This window comes from Anaerotignum faecicola, from assembly GCA_024460105.1.
GTDB lineage: Bacteria > Bacillota > Clostridia > Lachnospirales > Anaerotignaceae > JANFXS01.
Genome location: JANFXS010000003.1, coordinates 429784 through 446830 on the forward strand (window position 1 = coordinate 429784; position 17047 = coordinate 446830).

Here is a 17047-nt window from a genome sequence, read left to right on the forward strand (position 1 = left end):
AATTATCCTGCCGCATTTGACGGCAAACCGCGGCCTATATTCTTTACTTAATGTTCCAAGCCTTTTCTTATAGATTCTTCCCTGTTTTTTATATCTATATTGTCTTCATAGAAAACATGGAAATCAGGATCAACCTTGCCAATCCCAAAATAACGCGCTTTATAATCTTTGAAAATCTCCCAGAATTTCTTTCTAAGTATAACAAGCGCAATCAGATTTGTAAATACCGGCACTGCCAAAACGCAGCTTACAAGCGACCAAAAAAGGTCAGCGTCATTACCGCTCATCGTTATATATCCAACTATGATTATGTTCATACAGGGAAATAAAACCTTAAATACCTGAATAATATTATCCCTTAAAACAGTCTTTTTCCTAAGAAGGTGGCGTATAACTGCAACATAATATGTATACCATCCGGCTGTTGTCGTAAGCCCAAAGAGAACTGCCATAATTCCCATAAAAATCCTGCCGAACATACCATATGAAGTTTCAAAAGCCGTCATTGTAAGCGTGGCGCCTGTTTCGCCGTTTGACCAAACTCCGGTACATAATATCGCTATTGCCGTGACCGAACATACAATTATCGTATCCACAAAAACCTCAAAGGCACCCCAAAGACCCTGGCGCATCGGATGTACAGTATTTGCAGAGCTGTGTATCAAAGGCGACGAGCCCTGTCCTGCCTCATTTGAATTGATAGAACGGTTTAATCCCGAACGCAGCGCCGTTGTAACCGTTGCGCCGACAAATCCTCCCGCGGCGGCAGTTCCCGTAAAAGCATCCTTAAATATCATTTGTATTACTGAAGGCACATTTTGAATATTTAATATGACAATAATGATTCCGCCCAGAAGGTAAACAACACACATGATAGGGACAATAATCGTCGCGAATTTCGCAATACGCGGAGTGCCTTTCCATACTACATAGAGTATTATTATAGTATAAACTACAGTTGTCGCCATCATAGGTATTTTAAAGGAATTGTTAAGCATTTCCGAAATGGTATATGCCTGCGAGCCTTGAATAAACTGAAGTATAAATCCTACGCAAAACGCCGCTCCCAGTACATATCCGAATTTAATTCCCATTTCGCGCCCTATGCCTTTTTCCATATATTCCATAGGCCCGCCGTAGTATTCGCCTTTTTCATCCTGTGAACGATAATAACATCCAAGAGAAGTTTCTACCAATTTAACCATCATGCCGAAGAAGGCCCAAATCCACAGCCAGAATATTGCTCCCGGACCTCCCACCGCTATAGCTGAAGCGACGCCTGAAATATTACCCGCTCCTACGCATCCGCCTATAGCTATGCACACGGCTTCAAACGGGGAAATGCTTCCGTCTTTTTTCGCATTTGATTCATTATTTCTGATGCTTCCCGCCGTATACTTGAGTATATGCCCAAATTTTACAAAGGGGAAAAAACCTGATCTAACGGTAAAGTAGAAGCCTACAAGCATTACAAAGATAATAAAAGGCAATCCCCAAAAAATACTTTCCAGCTTAAATATAAAATCTGCAATCATAAATACCCCTCCTGTCAGCATAAAATAAATTCTGCTTCAAATATAAAACCCGAATTAATTTTTAACTCCCTTTTTTATATCACCTCATTTTTGATCAGTTTACCATATGATATTAACAGACTCTAGCGTTTATAATAACATATTATATAATTTTTTCTTTAAAATTATATTTTTTTATATTTTATATATAATACAATTCGTATATATGCTAAATTTAATTAGATATTATTAACATTAAAACGATATTAAGAAGCGCCGTCAGTGCAAAAAGCCGATTTTGATAATAAATCAACCATGCGTAATGACCGAACGCAAAATTATATGTAAAATGCAGCCGGTTAAATGTCATTTTCCCCAACATTCTTTTGAAACATTAAGTCAACCATATTTGTTCTCTTATTTTCATTTATCGGTATTTACAAATCAGTACTTCTCATTCATTTCATTTTGTGTCCCCTCTTAATATCTTTTAGAATCATATGCGCGCTCATTTTTTTAAATCCAATTCCTACTTACACCAAACATGTTTGTTAATCTAATGTTAAACGCTATTGTAACTATACAGTCAATTATAAGATCATATAAACCCGTCTCAAGAACAAAAATTTTACATTTTTGTTCCTGCCAACAAATCTTTATTGTGAATTATTTACTATAAAATTTTATATTCAATATAATGCAGACCATTTTCTTGTATATATTAGCCAGTTATATTTTTCAAATTTGTATATCTATATGATATTTAGTTTTACATTAGCTTCGGTTTACAATGGCACACACTCCTCACAAGGAAAATTTTCCACATTTCGGCGTTGCATATGCTTGCCGCAGGAGCCACTGTGCCTTGAACTTCAAAAAATTTTTTCCTTGTAAGGTCGGAGAGTTTTAACGGGCGTTAGCGGCGCAATAGCTGTGTTAAAGCCGCTTGCCGTAACAACCGCTACGCCTACTCGTCTTTACCTTGCTCTTACTCCGCTAACGCCCGTTAAAACCGTGTGCGCTCTTGTAAACTGAAGATGCGCAATGCACAAAAAAACCGGGATCGTATCAAACCGATCCCGGTAAATCCATATATTGTTTAAATATATACTATTATTATCCACGTTAATCAGAAAACAATACTAATCGTCCCTTCTTCCAAACAGAAGCACAAGTCTTAAAAGGTTGGCAATAGCAACTGCCGCACTGGCAACATATGTCAACGCCGCCGCACTTAAAACTTTCTTAACCGGCTCAAGCTCGCTGCCGGAAAGTATCCCGTTATCGCCAAGCATCGCAACTGCCCTTCTTGAAGCATTAAATTCTACGGGCAGCGTTACAAGGGCAAAAACAACGGCAACGGCAAAAAGTACAATTCCAAACTGAACAAGCGCATATCCCATACCGGAACCTGCCTGCGAGCCAAGAAGTATGCCTATTATAATCATAGGCATGGCCATTCTCGAACTTATATTTGTTAACGGCACAAGCGCGCTTCTAAGCCCCAAAGGAGCATATCCAACCGCATGCTGTACTGCATGGCCCGTTTCATGCGCCGCAACGCCTATAGCGGCGAGGGATGTTGATCCGTATACCGAATCCGAAAGCCTGAGAACCTTTTTGCCGGGATCATAATGGTCGGTTAAATTTCCTCCTACACGTTCAATCCTTACGTCATAAATGCCGGCTATATTTAAAAGCCTCTGCGCCGCTTCCGCTCCTGTCATGCCATATGAATTTCTTACATTTGAATATTTCCTGAAAGTGCTCTGAACTTTCGACTGTGCATACAAAGCAAGCAGCATCGCCGGTATAAGTATATAAATATACTGGAAATTAAAATAAAACATACAAATTCCTCCTAATAAATATTGCATCTATACAATCTATACATTATTTACGTTTACATACTGATTTTGTCTGTTTTATTTTAAAACTATACCTGTTTCTATTTTATGCCCCCGCATATATGCGTCGGCGCCCATTGCCTTGCCTCCTTTTGCCTGAATAACGGAAACCAAAACGGAGCCGCTTCCTGTTTTAACAATAAATCCCTTTTTGGCAATTTCCATTATTTCACCGCAAACACCGTCTGCATACTGTTTGCCCAGATCCTCGACTTTCCAGATCTTAAACATTTCGTCATTATAATAGGAATATGCCCCCGGCTGAGGCGACAGCCCGCGAATAAGGCAGTCTATTTCACCTGAACTTCGGCTCCAGTCTATATGCCCCGTTTCCTTTTCAATCATCGGGGCGTAGGTTGATAAAGCGTCATCCTGTTTTATCTTCACAGCTGTGCCTTTTTCAATATCCGACATTGTCTTTATAAGAAGCTCCGCCCCCACCAATGCCATTTTTTCAGTAAGCGTGCCGTATGTGTCGTTCTTTAAAATTTCAATTTCTTCGCTGCTTATTATATCGCCGTTGTCAATTCCTTTTGCCATCTGCATTATAGTAACTCCGGTTTTTCTGCATCCGTCGATAATCGACCATTGGATAGGCCCGGCTCCCCTGTATTTCGGAAGTATGGAACCGTGCACGTTTATGCTTCCGTGCTTTGGCATAAAAAGAACTTCCTCTGTTAAAATCTGTCCGTATGCAACGACAACAAATATGTCTGCATTAAATCTTCTCAGTCTTTCAATAAATTCCGGATCTTTTGCGCTTTGCGGCTGTAAAACTTCCAGGCCATGTTCAAGGGCTTTCTCTTTCACAGGTGAAAAAAACACTTTTTTGCCCCTTCCTTTCGGCTTATCAGGCTGGGTTACAACAGCGCATATTTCATGGTTTTCAATTAAAGCTTCAAGGGATTTAACTGCAAAATCGGGTGTTCCCATAAACAAAACTTTCATATATTTTACTCCTCACCTTCGTCAGGCAACGCCAAGTCAAAGTATAATATGCCGTCAAGATGATCCGTTTCATGGCATATCGCACGCGCTAAAAGATCTGTTCCGACAATAGTAAATTCCTGGCCAAGCCTGTTTAAAGCTTTGGCTTTAACTTTTTTCGGCCTGTCTACAAGCGCGCTTTCGCCCGGAACGCTCAGGCAAGCTTCATACTCAACCATAGAACCTTCTTTCTCTATAATTTCGGGGTTAATCATTTCAATCAGCCCTTCGCCTACGTCTATAACAACGATCCTTTTAAGTACGCCGACCTGAGGAGCTGCAAGCCCAACGCCGTTTGCATCGTACATTGTTTCCGCCATATCGTCAAGAAGCTGTATAATGGAAGGCGTAATCTCTTTAACTTCCTTGCACTTTTTCCTAAGTATTTCATCCGTTTTTAACCTGATATTTCTTTTTGCCATATTATCCTCCTAATAAACAGTATTTATGCCATGCCAAAAACCTGCCTGTATTCCCGCAAAACTGCATGAAATATATGCCCAACCCGCTATTTGGCCGCTTCAACACGCATGGCTGCGACAGCCTTCGATTTACAGGAAAACGCAGGCCTCCCGTCACGCCGCATATCCGGCTGACAATCTCAAACAAAAGTATAATGCGGTTTAAACATGAAAATTTCTTGGTTAATCATACATGCGGTATACATAAATAAGTTGAACACACTTATACGCCAAAAATTATAAACGGTTTAATCCTGTATTTCCCTGTAAACCGAAGGCAACTTTATTTTATAACAAATTTAAATATTATACAATACTTTGCGGGTTAAGCGAAATATTAACCGTAACCCTTCTGCACCTGCCTTTTCTGTGTTCGTTGACACAATTAACTACAAAATCCCTAAGGTCGTTTTCATCATTTCCTTTAATAAAAATACGCCATCTGTATTCGTCGTTAATTTTTGAAATAACTGCCGGCGACGGCCCAAGTATCATGAACTTTTCATCGCCGTTATTTTTTTCCAATATATACGAAAGGCGGTTAGCCTCGTCTATAACTTCATTTTCCCTTTCGCCGAATATAAGGGCTGAAAACAGATTAGTAAAAGGCGGATACCCCATGGTTTTCCTTATTGCAATTTCTTTTTCATAAAAACTCTCATAATCGCTTTTAGCCGCAAGGTTAATTATATAATTGTCGGGATTATACGTTTGTATAACTACTTTCCCCGCTAGCATATCCCGTCCGGCCCGTCCGGATACTTGGGTTATCAGCTGGAAAGTTGTTTCGCCGCTTCTGTAGTCGCCTGTGTTAAGCGATATATCGGCCGCTATAACTCCTACAAGGGTAACTTTCGGAAAATCATGGCCTTTGGCAATCATTTGAGTGCCTATAAGTATGTCCGCGTTTCCTTTTCCGAACTCGCTTAATATATCACGGTGGCTGTTCTTTTTGGAAGTTGTATCCATATCCATCCTAAGAACCACGGCCGACGGAAAAAACCTTTTAACCTCTTCTTCAACTTTCTGCGTCCCCGTTCCGAAATATTTTATATATTTAGAACCACATTCAGGGCATATTTCGGGTACGGAAGCCGTTTGCCCGCAATAATGGCATCTGAGTATATTGTCATGCGAATGATAGGTGTATGAAACATTGCACCTTTTGCACATCATAACATGTCCGCATTTCCGGCATGAAATAAATGTCGAATACCCGCGCCTGTTTATAAACAGTATAGTCTGCATGTTCCTTTCAAGGTTATACTTAATCTCATCATAAAGCCTGCGGCTGAAAATGCTCCTGTTGCCAAAGGCAAGCTCCTGACGCATATCGACAATTTCAGTTACAGGCATTTCCCTGTTAAACGGCCTGTTTTTAAGCTTAACAAGATCGATTTCACCGTTTAACGCCCGAGTATATGTCTTAATTGAAGGAGTTGCCGTACCGTAAACAACTTTTCCGCCGTTTCTGCACCTGTATTCGGCAACCTCCCTTGCGTCATACTTAGGAGTATTTTCTGAAATATAGCTTCCTTCATGTTCCTCGTCTATAATAATAATGCCGATATTTTCAAATGGAGCAAATACAGCGCTCCTCGGACCTATTACTATTGATATTTCCTTGTTTTTAGCCTTCTGCCAAACTTCAATCCTTTCACCCGGGCTCATTCTGCTGTGATTTATTGCCGCGGCGTTTCCGAAACGTTCAAAAAACCTTTGTGAAAGCTGCGGAGTTAACGATATTTCCGGCACAAGTACAATGGCTTCTTTGCCTTTAGAAATAACATTTTCAATGGCTTTTAAATAAATTTCGGTCTTTCCGCTCCCCGTAACCCCATGAATAAGAACAGGCTTATCAGACGGCGCGTTGACTGCTTCAAGCGCAAAATTCTGTTCTTTTGTCAATTCGATTTTTTTCTGCTCTGTTTTAACCGAATTAAATACAGGCCTGCGCTTCTGTTTAATTTCTTCCTTCAAAATGCCTCTTTTAATAAGCGTTTTAATCGGCGAATCGCTTATTTTCAGCCGCCTTTTTATTTCCGATGCTTCAGAAGGCCCGAATTTTTCTATAAACTCAATAACGAAAAGCTGCCCGATACGGCTTTCCATAAGCTTTAATCTGCTTTTTTCATTTTCAAGCTCCTCTTTTGGTACGTTAAACCCAATAAGGCGAACTTCGTTTCTTATTCCGACGCCTGCCGGCATAACCGTTTGAAGGCACTGCGTAAGCGTTGTATAATACTTCTTTTTCATCCAGCGTGAAAGGCGGATAGTTTCTTCAGAAAAAACAGGGTACCTGTCAAGCACGCCGATAACCATTTTAATTTTATTTTCATCAACGCCCGGGCTGTCGGAAAATCCGACAACATAGCCTTCCGTGCGGGTGTTTTTCGGCCCGAAAGGGACCGAAACTCTCACGCCGACTTCCATGGAGCTGATAAGTTCCAATGGGATTTCATAATCAAAAACCCTGTCTATATCGGCGTTTGCGGTTTTTAATATTACCTGCGCAAACCTTTTAATAAAAACACCCCCAAAATAATTTTATTTACGCTGATACAGCAGAAAAAAGCCGAATTTTCACAGCTTTACGCCTTCTTTGAAAATTGCGGCTTTTATAATTTTCTATAAATAAATTTTATAGAGGAATACAATCGTAAATCCCTTAAAAATTTTTTATTGTTCTAAAGCATTATAATCAACGTCAAATGTTTCTTCTACAGTTTGTACAGGTTCGTCGGTTTTTTCAGGTTCTCGGCGCGGCACAATGGCAATTTGGCCTTCATAAAGTTCGTTAACCGCAATAGAAACAGGCTTATCCACTTTCAAATTTTTTGTCAGAGGCTCGGCGTTGTCCACCAACTGCCTAGCCCTTTTGGCCGCTGCAATTACAATTGTATATCTGCTGCCGATGACGTCTTCGCCTTCCGCCCCTTTATTGATCTCCTCAAGCAAGTCCGTATATGATGGCCTTAACATATTAAATCTCTCCTTTAAAAGTTTTATAAAATTCTAAATTCCTGAAAACGCGCGCCTTTTCAGCGGATGTAATATCTATAATTTTTTTAGCCGCGCTTTCTACAAAATCATTAATTACAATATAATCATACCTGCAAACGTATTCCATTTCTTCAACGGCACGTTCAATCCTTTTTTGAACAACTCTTATATCTTCCGTGCCTCTTCCGACAAGACGTTTTTCAAGCTCTCCTATAGAAGGCGGAGCCAAAAATATCAAAACCGCTTCCGGATACAGCTCTTTAACCTGAAGGGCTCCTTGGACTTCTATTTCAAGTATTATGTTAACTCCTTTGTCGATCTGTTCTTTAACATATTCTTTAGGGGTGCCGTAATAATTGCCGCAGAAACAAGCATACTCCAACAGCTCCCCGCCTTCAATCATTTTATCAAAATCATCTTTGTCTTTAAAAAAGTAATGTATGCCGTCCTGTTCATAGGGCCTTGGCTTTCTAGTTGTTGCCGAAATCGACAATGAATATTCGCCGTTTTTAATAAGATTTTCGACAACCGTTCCCTTTCCTGCCCCGGACGGGCCTGATATTATAAGTAAAATACCTTTTTCATCCATAATTACTCTCCGCTTTCATTTGAACTTACAAGCCTGTTATTTACAGTTTCAGGCGTGATAAGGCTTAAAACAACATGTCCGCTGTCCATTATAAGCACGCTTCTTGTTTTTCTGCCGTATGTAGCGTCAACGAGGTCGCCTTTCTCCCTTGCGTCCTGTATAAGCCTTTTTATAGGCGCCGACTCAGGGCTTACAAGGGCAACCACCCTCGACGCGTTTACAACGCTTCCAAAGCCTATATTTATAAACTTCGCGCCTTCCATTAATAACGCCTCCTATTCTATATTCTGCACTTGCTCCCTGATTTTTTCTATTTCGGTTTTAAGCTCAATAGCCGCTTTTGTTATTGTAATGTCATTTGATTTGGAACTTGTTGTGTTGGCTTCCCGGTTCATCTCCTGAACAAGAAAATCAAGTTTCCTCCCTATAGATTCTTCTCCGTTTGAATTAAAAATCTGTTTAAGCTGCTCTATATGGCTGTACATTCTCGTTATTTCTTCGTCAACGCAGGATTTGTCGGCAAATATCACAACTTCCGCCGCGATTCTCTGTTCATCGACCGGGGCCTTGTCAAAAAGCTCCTCAAGCCGCGACGTCAAACGCTGCCTGTATTCTTCAACAACAACAGGACTTCTTTCTTTTATCAAATCCGTAATGCTTTTTATTTTTTCGGCTTTCAGAAGTATGTCCCCTTTAAGGGCCTCGCCTTCTGTTTCGCGCATTGAGATAAAATTACACAAAGCCATATTCAAAGCGGGCTCAAGCGTTTCCCAAATAACGTCGCCGTCCTCTTCCACTTTTTCGGCGGTTATAACTTCAGGAAATTTTGCCACAAGGTCAAGCTTGCTTCGGCTTGAAATGCCGTATGAACTTTCAAGGAAGTCAAGTTTTTCAAGATATGCCTTTGCAAGATGTTCATTCAGCTTTATACATACGTCATCCTCGGAAAAGGTTTCAAAATTAATATAAACGTCAGTTTTTCCGCGCAGTATTTTTTTGGAAACAGCCTTTCTGATTTTATCTTCAAGATAATTCATAAATCTCGGCAATTTAACTGTTATATCGTTATATCTGTGGTTAACGGATTTTATTTCAACTGTAAACCTCCGGGAATAAGCCTCGTTTTCACCCTTGCCGTACCCTGTCATGCTTCTTGCCATAATTTTCATCCCTTTATATAAAAAGTTAACTGCATATTTTATTTATTATATATTACCTTATGCCGTATAATCAAGCAAAACTTATTAAAAATAAGACATAAAGGAAAATTTATGATATACTGTTTTAAAGTTTGCGTTCTGCTGTGACGGCAAAATTAATTTTTATATATTCTCGGAGGAAAAAAATATGGCTTTAGACGGAATAGCTGTAGCTAATATAATATACGAACTTAAAGAAAAACTGCTCGGAGGCAGAATAGACAAAATTTACCAGCCTCAAAAAGACGAGCTTATAATTTCGGTAAGGAGCATAGGAAATAACTTTAAACTTCTCGTTTCCGCAAATCCGAGCCACCCAAGGCTTCAAATCACATCCGCCCAAAAGGAAAACCCCATGACGCCGCCGCTTTTTACCATGGTGCTCAGGAAATATATTGCCGGCAGTAAAATAACCGGCATAATACAGCCTGATTTTGAAAGGATTGTTATAATCGAAACCGAAGGCGTAAATGAAATGGGCGACAGCGTTGTAAAAAAGCTTATTATTGAAATAATGGGCAAACATTCAAATATAATCTTAGTTGATGAAAACAATAAAATTCTTGATTCAATAAAACGCATAAGCCATGATACAAGCTCCGTACGCGAGGTTCTGCCCGGAAAGGAATATGTTTTTCCTCCTTCCCAAGGCAAAAAAAATCCTCTTTCCCTTAACATAGAAGAATTTTTAAACTTATTTAACGAAAAAAGCTCCCTTAGACTTCAAAATATAATTTACGGATCATATACAGGAATCAGTCCCGCAATAGCTTCGGAAATATGTTTTAGGGCCGGTTTTGATGCGTCGGTACATGGCGAAGATATTAATGCGGAAGATATTCATACACTTTTCTCAGCCTTTGCGGCGCTTATAAAAGACGTTAAAAATAACGCTTTTAGACCTGAAATAATAATAGAAACAAAAACAAACCGCATTACAGACTTCTCGCCCGTTGAGATGAAGCAGTACGGCCATATGAAAAAAGAGCATTACAATTCAATCTCGGAGCTTTTGGAAACATTCTACAGCGAACGTGACAACGCCTATCATATTAAGCAAAAAGCCCATGATATGCGCCGCATCGTCGTAAGCAATATAGAACGCTGTATAAAAAAACGTGAAATACAGGAAAAAACATTAAAAGACAACAAAAATATGGATAAATGGAAACTAAAAGGCGAACTTCTGACAGCCAACATATATTCGGTTGAAAAGGGCACAAATACGTTTAAAACAATAAACTATTATGACGAAAGCATGCCTGAGATAGAAATTTCAATCGATCCAACTCTCACGCCTTCCGAAAACGCTCAAAAATATTTTAATAAATACAACAAGGCCAAACGCACCATTGCCGCAATAAAAATACAGCAAAAACAAAATGACGAAGAGCTTGCATATCTTGAAGGCATACTTGTGGCAATAGACGCATCTACAGAGCAGGCAGATCTTGCCGATATAAGAAGCGAGCTTGTGGAAGCCGGGTATATCAGACGCAAAAAAAGCGACTCTTCAAAGAAAAATGCGAAAGTCAAAAAATCCAGCCCTCTCCATTTTGTATCTTCAGACGGGGTTGATATTTATGTTGGGAAAAGCAACATCCAAAACGACGAACTTACAATACACTTTGCTAAAAGCGACGACATATGGCTCCACACAAAAAACATACCCGGTTCACATGTAATCATATCTTTATCGGGCCGGATGTCCGTTCCCGAACAAACGCTTTTAGAAGCCGCTAACCTCGCGGCATACAACAGTAAGGCAAAAAACGGCAGCAATGTTCCGGTTGATTATTGTCCTAGAAAAAATGTAAAAAAGCCCGGAGGAGCCAAACCTGGCATGGTTATATACGAGCAATATAAAACAATCTATATAACGCCGGACGAAATAAAAGCTGAAAATATGAAGAAAGCATGACTTAACCTAATTTATCCTAAAGCGTCTACACTTGCTTTGTAAAGCTTTTATCTTTTAAAGGTCGGTTTTTCCACTGCTCTGAATTACTGCGGCGGCAAACTGACTAAAATTCGCTTTACGAAACACTGTGCGCCGCCGCCTGCATATCGTTCATGCGCTTGCCTGACGCCCGTAAATCCTTCACTCCTGTGCTTATGAACTGTAAAAGGCTTAAGGCATAAAACATGCAGGAATGTATAAATTCATATTAATGCATGCATAGCGGCGTCTATACAGCGTTTTGTGCCGTTTATGATAATAAACTGAAAAACCTCGTTTCCTCCATGATTTTATCTCTCCCATTTCCGTTTAATTTTTTATTATATAAAAATATATAACCTCGGAATACATTTTTATCAGAATCAAAAGTATTCCGAGGCACAAAAACAATTTTTAAATTTCCCGAGCAGTTGTTTCGATTAAAATATAACAGTCAAAAAGCCTGTTCCATGGCATTGAAACGGTTTTAACTTTACTTTCCTCTATCTCTATACATTTTCCCCCGGCCTGAAACCGTATGCCTTTGAATTTTCCCAATACTTGTTCCGGTTCTAAAAGGGAATAAACTTTACTGCTGTAAATCCTATCCTCCGCGCTTATTTTATACCCTTCAGCGCCTAAAGCGCGCTTAATTTTAAAATTATATATTCCGTCTTCAAGTATATGGCGCCCCAAAAGCGATACATGGCTTTCTGCAAATGTTTTCGGCTCCTTTGTTTCCTCTTCCATAATCCCGTATATTTGTGCGTGCGCAACCCCAAGGCCGATAGCGTTGGCAGCCGTATTCCATGAACTGTAGCACTTCAATTCCGCTATTCCCATGCCTTCAGAACCGCCGTCATAATTCATAAGCCTTTCAAATAAAGGATGTTTTCCGCTTGTAAGCGTTTTGTTGTCATAAATTTCTATAAGCCCCACATTTCCTGTTTTATTTCGCCTTCCCATTTCCTTTGCCGCTTTATCCGGATCGGCCTGTCCAGAATAATCGTAAAGAAATATCGTAAACGCTTTTTCTGTCTTTGCATTGGCCGCATCAACAAAATTCAACGCATTCTCCATAAGTTTCCTGCTGTTTAAAACGTCATACTCATGCACAGACTCGCCGGCGCCATAATATTCTTCAAAAAACTTCGTTGTCTTGCCCGTTCTTTTTGAAACGTCCCTTGCGTATATAAGTTGAGGTATTTCATCCATTCCGAAAATAAAATTAACATGTTTTCCTCTGCCTTCCAATGCAAGCGAGGCCTGCGTAACGCCATAAGATTTTAATATCTTTTTGTATATGCTTTCATCGCCGGTTGTCGTATATGTCCTTGCAAAACTGAACTTAATCGGGCTGCCGTTTTCAAGCGGTATAAACTCCCCGCCGCCATTATTATATAAAAAGGCAATAAAATTCGGAAGCTGCAAATCATCGCTGCTGACAACGATTTCGTCTATAAAACCGCTCTTCTGCCAATCTACAAACGAACTGAACATTTCCGCCGTGTTTTCAAAAGGCGCTTTATACCGTTCAAGCCATGGTGCGAAATTCTCTTCTCCTTCCGCATACAGCAAAAATTCTTTTTCCCAGCTTTCAAGGCTTTCAAGTCCCATTTCATCCGCTTTATTCCTGACATATCCCCATTCCATTAAAAACTGCGACGGTTCGGAGGCCTCAAATTTTTTTCGTATGCCGTCGTCAAAGGCAGAATTTTTGTTATGCTTAAAATAGAAATATCCAAGCCCGTGCACAGGTTCATTGTCAAACCAAAAACTATTGTTCCTTGTTTCAGGCAAATTCCTCGGCATAGTCAAAGCTATATAATATTTAGGCGCCGTACATTTTTTAACCAAAGAATGAAGCTCGTCGACAGCCGCATTTTTGTATTCATAATTATCTGTGACTCGGCTGCCGACAAGCCCGCCCGTAAAATATGACGACGTGTTTAAAATAACCGTTGTATCAGTCTTATTGTTGCTTTCAACAAGTTTTCTAAGCTGTTCCCTAACCTTTGAACTGTCGGCAAACCTTCCTTCGCCGCCATCGGGAAAGTAATCCAAAAATGTTTCATCAACCGTATAAAAATTGTCGCCTGCCATTTCGGCAAGCTCGCCTAAATATTCAACGCTTACAGGCCTGCTGTCTATAGGGGCTGTTATAAGAGTCCCGCCAAACACAACGCTTACAGATACTATATTTACGGCAAAAGTTAAAACAGCCGTTAATAAACGTTTCATTACATTTTCCCCCTAAAGATAAAGTACAAATAAAATTTACGCTTTTAAAACCAGCAAGATTAAGTGCAGTACAGATTTGATTATAAAATCAAATTAGGACATAAATTAAAGTAATTTATAATTTGAAAATACAGATAAAAGTAATTAAATATACGATTTAAAATAAGGAAACAAAATTCTGTTTAAAATATCCCAATTAAAAATTAAGGAACACAAATCTTACTCATCCATTTGCATACGCCCTAAAACTTCTCCGCTCTTTGCATCTTTGCTTTCATATATCTAATTCGAATCACAGTTAATATACCTATTTAAAATTTATATCCACAGAAACAAACGATACATTCGGCATAACTCCTATGTAATTAAAATCAGTTTACAAGAGCACACACGCTTTTAACGGACGTTAGCGGCGCAATAACTGTGTTAAAGCCCTTGCCGTAGGAGCCTGCCGCCCGCGCGTCTTTTCCTTGCCCTTACGCCGCTAACATCCGTTAAAACCATCAGGACTCACACGGAAAAATTTTTTGCAGTTCAAGGCGTATACGCGCCGGCATAGCAAATCCTACGGCAAGCGTATTACAACACGGAAATGCGGGAAATTTTTCCTTGTGGAGCATGTGCCCTTGTAAACTGAAGCTATGATTAACATAAAATATATGCGTATAATAAATTGCTTCAATACAAAATTCAGGAGAATACCAATAAACTCTCAATATAAAACTAAATCGTAAACTTTACTTCACTATTTCGCAACGGTTAAGTTATTTATTTAATTCCTGAGTCTGCCCTCATTTAATTTTTTAATTCAGCCTAACGGTCTTTATTTTCATTGATAATATCATTGTATCCCTTAATTACTTCCAATACATCTGAATTGTAGTCAACGTTCATCCTAAGCATAACAGGATATTTATCCAAATCAGGAATTTGTTCCCATGCCCATACAAACTGCATTGCACAACCAATATCATTAATAATTTCCAAAGATTCTTCCGTATAAACTCCTGATGGATATACATAATACCACATTCTCGGACCAAGCTTTTCATCAATAAGCTTTTGCGCAAATTCATAATCATGCGCAAGCTGTTCCGAAGTTAAGGAAGTAATTTTTACATGCGACTTTCCATGCAGATGAATATCAATCAGCCCTCCGTCCTCCATAACTTTAAGCTGAGGCCAACTTAAAAAAAGATCGTTTCCATGACGGTAAGGCGTTTCCTTAGAAGCGTCTGTTATTATATAAATTTCAGCCGGAATATTATACTTATGAAGTATTGGATAAGCCAATTCGTAAACCGAAGTATATCCGTCGTCAAATTGTATAATTACAGGCTTTTCAGGCAGGGTTCCTCCACTTTTCTGGCCTTCAATCCATTCGTCGGTTGTTATAAACGCATAGCCGTTTTCAAGAAGTTTTTTAAGATCCTTTTCAAATTTCTCAGGCGTAGTTGTCCAACTACCGGTTTGAGAAACATCAGTTGTTAAATGATGATAAGTAAGGACGGGACATGATTCCGGCTTTTTCCCAACTTTTTTTCTGTTAATTTCATTTTGATTTATTAGCATTTCCGAAGGCGTTTCATCGCCTATGATAACATTTGCTTCACTTCCCTGTAAAACATCCGGCTCCTGCACCTCGCCTGCAAACGCCGGAACGGTAAACGCCATAGAAAATAAAAGCAAAAAAGATAAATATTTTTTCATACTATCCTCCTGTAAAAATCAGACATAAAAGGTTGTAATTTATCCCATCCATATTATTTTCCACAGTTTTTACAAAATGTCAATAGAACGAATATTACAAATTTATTAAGCAAAGCTTCAAGATTGAATTTGCAAAATCCCGCTTTAAAAATGTAAGGCAATAAGTTTTTCTCTGAATTTCAAATATATTTTCCGCTGATAAAAAATTATTATTATATTAAAATTCTTCTATTCAAATCATAGCTAGCAAAAATATTATTGTATATTTCTACAACAGAAAACATATTGCCATAAAAATAAAATAAACATTATTCGGTTATTGCCGCATATATACGAGCCATAAATTCCGGAAACTATAACAGACGCATACGAAAGTTTAATACTGGAAATATCAACTATTGCTTACGTCGAATATAAATGAAAAAAGGTATGCCTTATGACATAAAAACATCATTTGGCATACCAGTTTTTTTAGTATTAGTTCATTGCCTTTGCAACTTCATCAGCAAAATTTTCTTCTTTCTTTTCAAGGCCTTCGCCTGTTTCAAAGCGTACAAAACGCGCAACCTTTATCGGCGCGCCTACAGTTTTTGCAACGGATTCAATATACTGTTTAACAGTCATATCGCCGTCTTTAACATAAGGCTGCTCAATAAGGCAAAATTCTTTCAATTCTTTTGCAAGCCTTCCCGTAATCATCTTTTCGATTATATTTTCAGGTTTGCCGGCATTTTTAGGATCTTCCATAGCCTGTTTTGTAAGGATTTCTTTTTCATGGTTAACAAATTCTTCCGGAACATCTTCCGTAGCAATAAATTTAGGATTTAAAGCCGCAATCTGCATTGCAAGGTTTTTACCAAGCTCAACAAGTTCGTCCGCCTCTTTATCGCATGCAAGTTCAATTAAAACGCCGATTCTTCCTGCTCCGTGAATGTAAGATACAAGTTTTCCGCTGCCTGATTTTTCAAACTTTTCAAAACGCCTGATCTGTAAGTTTTCACCGATAACCGCAACTTTTTGGCTGAGAGCGTCGGCAACAGTTAAGCTTGTGTCAAATTTCCATGGCTCTGCAAGCATTGCTTCCGCATCTTTAGCATCTGTTGCAATAGCATGTTCGGCAACCTGCGCAACATATTCCTGAAACACAGGGTTTTTAGCAACAAAGTCTGTTTCGGAGTTAACTTCAACAACTACGCCGGCTTTATTGTCATCGGCAACAAGAACCGTAACAATGCCTTCGGCCGCAATACGTCCTGCTTTTTTCTGTGAAGCGGCAAGCCCCTTTTCCCTTAAATATTCAACGGCCTTGTCCATGTCCCCATCTGTTTCAGCTAAAGCTTTTTTACAGTCAAGCATGCCAACGCCTGTCATTTCTCTTAATTCTTTAACCATTGCAGCAGTAATAGCCATATTTTTTTCCTCCTAGTGTATTATAATATATCTTTCCAAAAAACGGCCCAGCCCCTAAACCGTAGGCTGAAGCCGTTTAATTAATAT

13 protein-coding genes are annotated in these 17047 nt (G+C 39.2%); 1 reads left to right on the forward strand and 12 read right to left on the reverse strand.

Annotated elements, in window-relative coordinates; genetic code table 11:
- Positions 1 to 47: 47 nt before the first annotated feature.
- The 9 genes from NE664_06960 to NE664_07000 all read right to left on the reverse strand — a co-directional run bounded on the left by NE664_06960 (position 48) and on the right by NE664_07000 (position 9621).
- Positions 48 to 1535: a sodium:alanine symporter family protein gene (locus NE664_06960; protein ID MCQ4726403.1), complete on the reverse strand. Its 1488-nt coding sequence runs from the start codon at positions 1533 to 1535 to the stop codon at positions 48 to 50.
- A 1121-nt stretch (positions 1536 to 2656) separates the two neighbouring features.
- On the reverse strand, positions 2657 to 3364 hold the full coding sequence (locus tag NE664_06965) for a zinc metallopeptidase (protein ID MCQ4726404.1): 708 nt from the start codon (positions 3362 to 3364) through the stop codon (positions 2657 to 2659).
- 75 nt (positions 3365 to 3439) lie between these two features.
- Entirely contained in the window at positions 3440 to 4369 is a 930-nt protein-coding gene (fmt, locus tag NE664_06970; GenBank protein ID MCQ4726405.1) for a methionyl-tRNA formyltransferase, read from the reverse strand.
- 5 nt (positions 4370 to 4374) lie between these two features.
- Positions 4375 to 4830, reverse strand: coding sequence for a peptide deformylase (gene def / locus NE664_06975; GenBank protein MCQ4726406.1), 456 nt, complete (start codon positions 4828 to 4830; stop codon positions 4375 to 4377).
- Between the two features lie 345 nt (positions 4831 to 5175).
- Positions 5176 to 7374: a primosomal protein N' gene (gene priA, locus NE664_06980; protein MCQ4726407.1), complete on the reverse strand. Its 2199-nt coding sequence runs from the start codon at positions 7372 to 7374 to the stop codon at positions 5176 to 5178.
- 174 nt (positions 7375 to 7548) lie between these two features.
- Positions 7549 to 7851, reverse strand: a complete 303-nt coding sequence (gene rpoZ, locus NE664_06985) for a DNA-directed RNA polymerase subunit omega (protein ID MCQ4726408.1) — start codon at positions 7849 to 7851, stop codon at positions 7549 to 7551.
- A 1-nt stretch (position 7852) separates the two neighbouring features.
- On the reverse strand, positions 7853 to 8461 hold the full coding sequence (gene gmk, locus NE664_06990; GenBank protein MCQ4726409.1) for a guanylate kinase: 609 nt from the start codon (positions 8459 to 8461) through the stop codon (positions 7853 to 7855).
- A gap of 2 nt (positions 8462 to 8463) precedes the next feature.
- On the reverse strand, positions 8464 to 8724 hold the full coding sequence (locus NE664_06995) for a DUF370 domain-containing protein (protein ID MCQ4726410.1): 261 nt from the start codon (positions 8722 to 8724) through the stop codon (positions 8464 to 8466).
- A gap of 12 nt (positions 8725 to 8736) precedes the next feature.
- Complete coding sequence (locus NE664_07000; protein MCQ4726411.1) at positions 8737 to 9621, reverse strand: YicC family protein; 885 nt, start codon at positions 9619 to 9621, stop codon at positions 8737 to 8739.
- A 187-nt stretch (positions 9622 to 9808) separates the two neighbouring features.
- On the opposite strand from NE664_07000, the gene NE664_07005 reads away from it, so the two are divergent.
- Entirely contained in the window at positions 9809 to 11581 is a 1773-nt protein-coding gene (locus NE664_07005; protein MCQ4726412.1) for an NFACT family protein, read from the forward strand.
- 432 nt (positions 11582 to 12013) lie between these two features.
- Here the strand turns inward: NE664_07005 and NE664_07010 are convergent, their stop codons facing one another.
- The 3 genes from NE664_07010 to tsf form a co-directional block, all read right to left on the reverse strand.
- Complete coding sequence (locus NE664_07010) at positions 12014 to 13840, reverse strand: DUF4127 family protein (protein MCQ4726413.1); 1827 nt, start codon at positions 13838 to 13840, stop codon at positions 12014 to 12016.
- An 813-nt stretch (positions 13841 to 14653) separates the two neighbouring features.
- Positions 14654 to 15550 (reverse strand): polysaccharide deacetylase family protein, encoded by an 897-nt coding sequence (locus tag NE664_07015; protein ID MCQ4726414.1) that lies wholly within the window; start codon positions 15548 to 15550, stop codon positions 14654 to 14656.
- Between the two features lie 477 nt (positions 15551 to 16027).
- On the reverse strand, positions 16028 to 16960 hold the full coding sequence (gene tsf / locus NE664_07020) for a translation elongation factor Ts (protein ID MCQ4726415.1): 933 nt from the start codon (positions 16958 to 16960) through the stop codon (positions 16028 to 16030).
- Positions 16961 to 17047: the final 87 nt, after the last annotated feature.